Source organism: Streptomyces sp. XM83C (assembly GCF_023072675.1).
GTDB lineage: Bacteria > Actinomycetota > Actinomycetes > Streptomycetales > Streptomycetaceae > Streptomyces > Streptomyces thermocoprophilus.
Genome location: NZ_JALLGL010000304.1, coordinates 1 through 7,146 on the forward strand (window position 1 = coordinate 1; position 7,146 = coordinate 7,146).

At 74.0% G+C, this 7,146-nt stretch carries 6 protein-coding genes and 2 pseudogenes; 4 read left to right on the plus strand and 4 right to left on the minus strand.

The genetic code is table 11. The features are described 5' to 3' along the window. The 4 genes and pseudogenes from MTQ10_RS25370 to MTQ10_RS25385 form a co-directional block, all read left to right on the plus strand. Positions 1–219: pseudogene (locus MTQ10_RS25370) on the plus strand (DUF4260 domain-containing protein); the annotation flags it as partial. A gap of 15 nt (positions 220–234) precedes the next feature. After that, positions 235–1,311: an alpha/beta fold hydrolase gene (locus MTQ10_RS25375; protein WP_247472485.1), complete on the plus strand. Its 1,077-nt coding sequence runs from the start codon at positions 235–237 to the stop codon at positions 1,309–1,311. Further along, positions 1,308–1,502, plus strand: coding sequence for a hypothetical protein (locus MTQ10_RS25380; RefSeq protein ID WP_247472486.1), 195 nt, complete (start codon positions 1,308–1,310; stop codon positions 1,500–1,502). Before MTQ10_RS25375 ends, MTQ10_RS25380 begins: the two co-directional genes overlap by 4 nt. Positions 1,503–1,513: 11 nt before the next feature. Beyond that, positions 1,514–2,416, plus strand: coding sequence for an alpha/beta fold hydrolase (locus MTQ10_RS25385; protein ID WP_247472489.1), 903 nt, complete (start codon positions 1,514–1,516; stop codon positions 2,414–2,416). Between the two features lie 342 nt (positions 2,417–2,758). On the opposite strand, the gene MTQ10_RS31360 is transcribed toward MTQ10_RS25385, so the two are convergent. From MTQ10_RS31360 to MTQ10_RS25405, 4 genes and pseudogenes are all read right to left on the minus strand, one after another. Then, entirely contained in the window at positions 2,759–5,359 is a 2,601-nt protein-coding gene (locus MTQ10_RS31360) for an AfsR/SARP family transcriptional regulator (RefSeq protein ID WP_282612589.1), read from the minus strand. A 9-nt stretch (positions 5,360–5,368) separates the two neighbouring features. Next, positions 5,369–6,364 (minus strand): AfsA-related hotdog domain-containing protein, encoded by a 996-nt coding sequence (locus tag MTQ10_RS25395; protein WP_247472487.1) that lies wholly within the window; start codon positions 6,362–6,364, stop codon positions 5,369–5,371. A 157-nt stretch (positions 6,365–6,521) separates the two neighbouring features. Next, positions 6,522–6,845 (minus strand): ferredoxin, encoded by a 324-nt coding sequence (fdxA, locus tag MTQ10_RS25400; RefSeq protein ID WP_247472488.1) that lies wholly within the window; start codon positions 6,843–6,845, stop codon positions 6,522–6,524. Further along, positions 6,842–7,146: pseudogene (locus tag MTQ10_RS25405) on the minus strand (2-oxoacid:ferredoxin oxidoreductase subunit beta); the annotation flags it as partial. The gene fdxA and the pseudogene MTQ10_RS25405, both read right to left, overlap by 4 nt.

A 7,146-nucleotide genomic window follows, 5' to 3' on the forward strand; every position in this document is an offset into this window, starting at 1 on the left:
GGTGAGGGTGTCGACGGTGATGCGGGGGACGCGGGGCCACCACTGGGTGTCGGTGAAGAAGTCGGCGACGGGCGCGCCGCCGCCGAGGACCCCCGCGTCCGCCGCGTCCTCACCGCCTCCCGCTCCCTGCTGCTGGCCGGCCTCGGCTGGACCGTGCACATCGCCGCCGACCGGGCCTTCGGGTACGGCACACGCCGCGCCGACGGCGCCATCCACTGACAGGACGGCCACGCCATGGACCACCTCGACGAACTCAAGGAATTCGCCCGCCTCCACGCCCGAGGCCAGGGCCTCACCGCCGAACACACCGACGCCGTACTGCGCCGCATCACCAACGACACCCCCGGCGATCCCGCCTCCTGGGCCGCCGTATGGACCGCCGAAGGCCGCGCCGCCGCCGACCGCGGCGACCTCCTCGACGCCTGCCGCCACTACGCCCTCGCCCGCTTCCCCCACCCCCACGACGACGACCGGCGGCTCGCGCAGCAACTCGGCGTCACCACCTTCGACACCTGGCGCCGCGACGCCGGTACCGGCATCGAACGCCTCACCCTCACCGACCCCGACGGCGCCCCCTACGCCTGCTGGGCCGCCGGCCTCGACCGGGACAAGCCGCTGCTGGTGGTGTGCGGAGGCATCGTCAGCGTCAAGGAACAGTGGGCGCCCCTGCTGCCCCTGCTGCGCAAGCTCGGCTTCGCCGCCGTCGTCACCGAACTCCCCGGGGTCGGCGAGCACGACGCCCCCTACCGGCCCGGCTCCTGGCGCACCCTCAGCGACCTCCTCGACCGGCTCGCCACCCGCGCCGACGTCAGCGACACATCGTTCCTCGCCCTCAGCTTCAGCGGCCACCTCGCCCTGCGCACCGCCGCCGAGGACCCCCGCGTCCGCCGCGTCCTCACCGTCGGCGCGCCCGTCGCCGACTTCTTCACCGACACCCAGTGGTGGCCCCGCGTCCCCCGCATCACCGTCGACACCCTCACCCGGCTCACCGGCAGCGCCGACGAGACCGAACTGCGCGCGCTGCTGCCCGAGTTCGCCCTCGGGCAGGACCTCCTCGCCGGACTCGACCTGCCCGTACGGTACGTCGCCAGCGCCCGGGACGAGATCATCCCGCCCCGCGAGCAGGCACTGCTGCGGCGCGCTCTGCCCGACGTGAAGTTCAAGGTCTTCGACGACGTCCACGGCTCGCCCGCCCACCTCGGCGCCATGCGCCGCTGGCTCTTCACGCAGCTCCTGCTCCTGCGGATCACCCGACGGCGCGTGACCCGGCAGCACACCTCCCCGACACCCCTCAGCCGGAGGCAGCCATGAGCGACACGACCACCGCGTCCGAGTTCCGCAGGACCGCCGCCGTACGGCCCTGGCAGTCCCTCGCCTCCCTCGGCGTCACCGACAGCGACCTCGCCACCGTCCACCACGTCGCCGGCCGCTTCCCCTACCCGGCGGGCGGACCCGACGCCCGCCACCACCACGACCGGCACCAGCACCGCAAGGGGGTCTGACCGACGTGACCATGCAGATCCGGCTCCGCTACCGCACCGTGCACGGCTACCGGCGGGCGTTCCGCATGGCCGGCAAGGGCCGGGCCATCCTGCTCATCCACGGCATCGGCGACTCCTCCGACACCTGGCGGGACGTCATGCCCGGCCTCGCGCGCAGCTACCGGGTCATCGCACCCGACCTCCTCGGACACGGCGCCTCCGACAAACCCCGCGCCGACTACTCGCTGCCCGCCTACGCCAACGGCATGCGCGACCTCCTCGGCGTCCTCGGCGTCGAACGCGCCACCCTCGTCGGGCACTCGCTGGGCGGGGCCGTCGCCATGCAGTTCGCCTACCAGTTCCCCGAGCGGTGCGAACGGCTCGTCCTCGTCGGCACCGGCGGCATCAGCCGGCAGGTCACCCCGCTGCTGCGGGCCGCCACCCTGCCCGGCGCCGAGCTGCTGCTGCGCGCCCTGCGACTGCCCACCATGCACTGGCAGGTCGGCGCGCTCGTACGCGTCCTGCAACTCCTCGACACCGGGCTCGGCGTGGACGCCGAGGACCTCGTGCGGGTCGTCGACGCGCTGCCCGACCAGACCGCGCGCAGCGCGTTCATCCGTACGCTGCGTGCCGTCGTAGACTGGCGGGGCCAGGTCGGCACCATGCTCGACCGGTGCTATCTCGCGCAGGGCATGCCCACCATGCTCGTGTGGGGCGGGCGCGACCAGGTCATACCGGCCACGCATGCCGGGCTCGGGCATGTGGCCATGCCGGGGAGCCGGCTGGAGATCTTCGAGAACGCCGGACACTTTCCGTTCCGGACCGATCCGCAGCGGTTCGAGGCGGTGTTGAGGGACTTCATGTCCACGACCGAGCCTGCGGATTACAGTCCTGAGCAGTGGAGGCGGTTGCTGCGGACTCGCCGGGCGGCGTGAGGGGGCTTTCGCGCGGTTCCCCGCGGCCCTTGGCACCGGCGTGCCGGTGATGTCCTTTGTGCGCGGTTCCCCGCGGGCCCTTGTTCGGTGGGCCGTCGTTTTCACCTGCGGGCCGGTGGGGGGCGTTTGCGTGGTTCCTCGCGCCCCTGGGTGCCTGCGGCGGCCCGTTTCGGTGGGCGGGTGGTTGCGGTAGCGCCACCTGTCCGTGGCGGGGTCGGGGACGCGCCGGGGGTGTCCGTCCTCGGTGCGACGGTCTGTTTCTCAGATCCTTGCTCTGCGTGTGCGCCGCACGATGCGCGCGGGCACCCCCCGACACGTCCCCTTCCCGCCGTCGGCGGGTCGTCAGCTCTCCGGGAACAGCCAGACCCCCGGCCGCACCTCCAGTGGCTGAGTCACCCCCGCGGACTCGGTCACCGTGGCCGCTCTGCGGGTCGCGTAGGCGTGCCAGCGTTCGTCGCCCGCGCGGGCTGCCGCTGTGGCGCAGGCCGTGAGGCGGGTGTGGGCTTCGGGGAGGCGGCCCTCGCGTTGGGCGACCAGGGCGAGGCCCCGTTCCGCGTCCGCCTCGCCCCGGGGGTCGGCCTCCGTGCGGGCGACGGACAGGGCGCGGGCGTAGTTGCGTTCCGCGCGGGCCACGCGGCCGAGGCCCAGGAGGACGTCCGCCTCCCCGGAGAGGCAGCGGCCCGCGCCGACGCGATGACCGGCCCGGGTGAAGAGCTGCCAGGCGAGGCGGTACAGGTCGCGGGCCGCGTTCGGGTGGTGCCGTTGCCATTCGAGGTCGGCGAGGGAGCGGAGGACGACGGCTTCCGCCAGCAGGTCCTCCGTCTCGCGGGCCGCGTCCAGGGCCAGTTCGTGGCTCTCCTGCCAGTCGGACCACAGCGCCGCCGCCTCGTAGTAGCCGGCGGCTGCCGAGGCGAGGGCCGTGCACAGGTGCCACAGGCCGGCACGGTGGGTCTGGCGGATCGTCTCCAGCAGGCCCGGGGACTCCTCGCGGAACCAGCGCAGGGGGGAAGGGCCGACGATGTCCTCGGGCGCGAGGGCAGGGGGTGCGGTGGCCGGTGGGGGCATCAGGTCGCGGGACGGGGCCAGGCGGGCGTCCGCGTGGCGGGTCAGGGTGAGGAAGGCCTCTGCCAGGCGTGCCGTCGCCGGGGACGTGTGGTGGGGGGACTCCTCCGCCAGGACGTCCAGCGCCAGACCGCGCAGCAGCGCGTGGAAGCCGTAGCGGACCGGGGTGAGGCGGTCCGGGCGGCGTACCGCCTCCAGGAGGCGGGCCTGGACCAGGTCCTCCACCCGGCGTTCCGCCTCCGCCGGGTCCGTGGCGAGCAGCGCCGCCGCCGACCACAGGGCGAAGTCCGGCAGGGGCGCCAGGCCGAGGACGCGGAACGCGTGCCGGTTGTCCTCGGTCACGTCCCGGTACGCCGTGAGCAGGCTGCCCCGTACGTCGAGGTCGCCCACCCGGAGCGCGGCCAGCCGGCCCCGTTCGTCGGCGAGGCGGCGGGCCAGGTCCGCGGCCGTCCAGTGCGGGCGGGCCGCCAGCGCCGCCGCCGCGACACGCAGGGCGAGCGGCAGTCCGCCGCACAGGCGGGCGATCTCCGCGGTCGCCTCCGGGTCGTCGGCCATCGCCGCACCCCCGCAGTTCATCAGGAGCGCTTCGGCTTCCGCGCGGCCCAGCACGTCCAGGACGAGATGCTGTACGCCTTCCAGCGCGCCCAGCGCGTGGCGGCTGGTCAGGATCACCGTGGCGTCGGGCAGGGCCGCCAGCACGGGCCGGACCTGCGCCTCGGAGACCGCGTCGTCGAGGATCAGCAGCATCTTGCGGCCGCGGGTGCGGGCGTGCAGCACGTCGGCGGGGGCGCCCGAGGCGTGGGGCGCTTCGAGGGTGCGGAGGAGCGCTGTGATCACCGCTTCCGGGGCGAGTGCCCTGCCGCCCGCGTCCCGCAGGGTCAGCAGGACGCGCGCGTCGGGGAAGCGGTCGCCGGAGGAGTGCGCCAGGCGCGCCGCGAACGCCGTCTTGCCGGCGCCCGGCCGGCCCGATACCGCGAGGACGCGGCTGTCGACCGGGCCCGTTCCGGCGAGGAAGCGCTCCGCGTGCCCGAGTTCGGTGGTGCGGCCCGTGAAGTCGGGGAGGGGCGCGGGCAGGCGTACGACCGGTACGTCCCGGGGCTGCGCCGGGCGCGGCGTCGGGTCCGCCGTGGGACGCCAGGCCAGCGCCGGGTCCGAGGTGAGGATGCGTTCGTGGAGCTTGCGCAGCGCCGGGCTGGGTTCCACGCCCAGCTCGTCCACGAGGGAGCGGCGGGCCCTGCGGTACACCTCCAGCGCCTCCGACTGCCGGCCGCTGCGGTAGAGGGCGACCATCAGATGCCCCTGGAGGGACTCCCGTAACGGCTGCTCACGGGTGAGGGCCATCAGCTCGCCGACGAGTTCCTGGTGCCGGCCCAGCCGCAGGTCCGCGGAGATGCTCTGCTCCAGCACCTCGGCGCGCAGCTCCTCCAGCCGGATCGCCGATGTCTGAAGGGTCGGCCCGTGCGGGATGCCGGACAGGGCGGGGCCCGTCCACAGGGACAGCGCCTCGCGCAGCTGCCGGGACGCCTCCGCGTAGTCCCGTCGGGCGAACGCGGCGCGGCCCGAGTCGCGGAGCCGTTCGAAGACGGCCAGGTCGAAGTCGTCGGGGGAGACCCGCAGCAGATAGCCCGGCGGGCGGGTGATCAGCGGCTGCCGGCCGTCCGGCTCGCCCTCCAGCAGCACGCGCCGCACCTGCGACACGTACACCTGGAGCGTGGTGGTGGCGGTGCGGGGCGGCTCGGTGCCCCACAGTTCGTCGATCAGGGTGTGGGTGGAGACCACCTTGTCGTTCTGGATCAGCAGCGTCGCCAGCACGGCACGCGGTTTCGCCGCGGTCGGCGTGCGGGGAGAGACTCGTACCGGGCCCAGCACTCGGAACCTCATCGCGCCGGCCTAGCAGTCCTGGAGCACGGATGCCGATATCCGTGCCACCTCGCGGTCGCCCTGCCAGTACGTCAGCGCCAGCGTCGACTTCGGGCGGCCCGCCGCGTCGCGTGCCGGGGCCGCCGTGCCGCCTGCGGTGCGCGGGCCGGTCACGGTGCAGTACAGCGGCAGCGCGGGCTCCGCGAAGCCGCGGAACGACGCCTGCCAGTCGGTGAGCAGCGTGCGCTCCGGCGCGAAACCGTACAGCTCTGCGCAGGTGAGCAGCGCCGCCTGCCGGGACGCCTCCAGATACAGCACGGGCGGTACCTCGTCGGGCTCGCCCGGCAGGACCTTCCCGGCCGCCGCCCCGTCCACCGGGAACAGCAGCACCTCGTCGTCGTCCTCCACCGGCCGCCCGACCAGCACGTTCCGCGGGTCGCTGTGGCCGACGGCGGCCGGGTCGGGGCGGCCGGGCGAGCCGAGGTCGCCGAAGCCGCGCGCCAGGCTCTCCTCGCTCTGCCGGCGGCCCGCCTCACGGTGGCCGCGGTAGATGCCCGGCGTGAGGAACGTCAGGCGGGCGGTGGCGCCGCCGCAGCGCCGGCCGTCGATCGAGACGGTCGCCTCGCACTGGAGGCCGCGCGGCACGCCCAGCACCATGTCCGTCGGGGTCAGGTCCAGTTCCAGCGCGATCTGCGCGCGGTGGCCGGTGCGTCGCCACGGTTCGACCTCGGTGATCCGCGTGGCGGCCTCCGCGACCACGGTGAGCCGCTTCTCCGGTACGCGGAAGTAGTGCCGGGACGCGAACACGGCGGCCTGCCGCAGCGCCTCCACCGGCATCAGCAGATCGTGGTGGGCCGCCGGGGTGCGCCCGAACAGCGGGTGTTCGTCGGGGAGTTCCGCCGCGAACACGAAACGCTGACAGGACGGCGTCCCGCTGTCGAGCAGGAACGTCTCCGGGCTGTCCGGCTTGTGCACCAGGTGGAAGGGGCCGAGGAAGGACGAGGAGAGTGCGGGAACGGTGGCCATGGCAATTCCTCTGCGTGGGTTCCAGGCGGCTCTTCGGTTTGCTGCGGCGTGCGGTCTCGGTGCCGTGCCGGGTGGGGGGTTGGTTCGGATCTCCGGCGGTTGGGACCACTTTGCCGCGCTCCACTGAAGAAACGGGGAAGAGCCGCGGGAGCCCAGGTCACCCGGTCGCGCGTACCGGTTCCGCCGCGACGACCGGGTGGTCGGCCTCCGCCACCCCTGCCGAGCCGGCCCCGCCCGGGGAGGGGTCGGCGGCGAAGAACTCCCGGTCCACAGCCGCGTAGGCGGCCAGCTCGTCCGGCAGGGAGTCCTCGTAGAAGATGGCCTCGACGGGGCAGACCGGCTCGCAGGCGCCGCAGTCCACGCATTCGTCCGGGTTGATGTACATCTTGCGCGGGCCCTCGTAGATGCAGTCCACGGGGCATTCGTCGACGCAGGCCTTGTCCTTCAGGTCGACGCAGGGCTGGGCGATGACGTACGTCATGAGGAACTCCCCACGGTCCAGGTGTCGTTGCCGGTCAGCAGGGCGGCGAGATCGCCCTTGCCCTTCTGCTCGACGGCGGTGTCGAGCTGGTGGGCCATCTGCGTGTCGTAGACGGGCCGACGCACGTCGCGGAGCACGCCGATCGGGGTGCGGTGCAGGGTGTCCGGGTCGGCAAGCCGCGACAGGGCGAAGGCCGTGGTGGGCGACGCGGCGTGCGCGTCGTGGACGAGGACGTCGGCCTCGTTGTCCGGCGTCACGTCGACGACCTTCAGATCACCGGTGGCCGGGTCGCGTACGACGC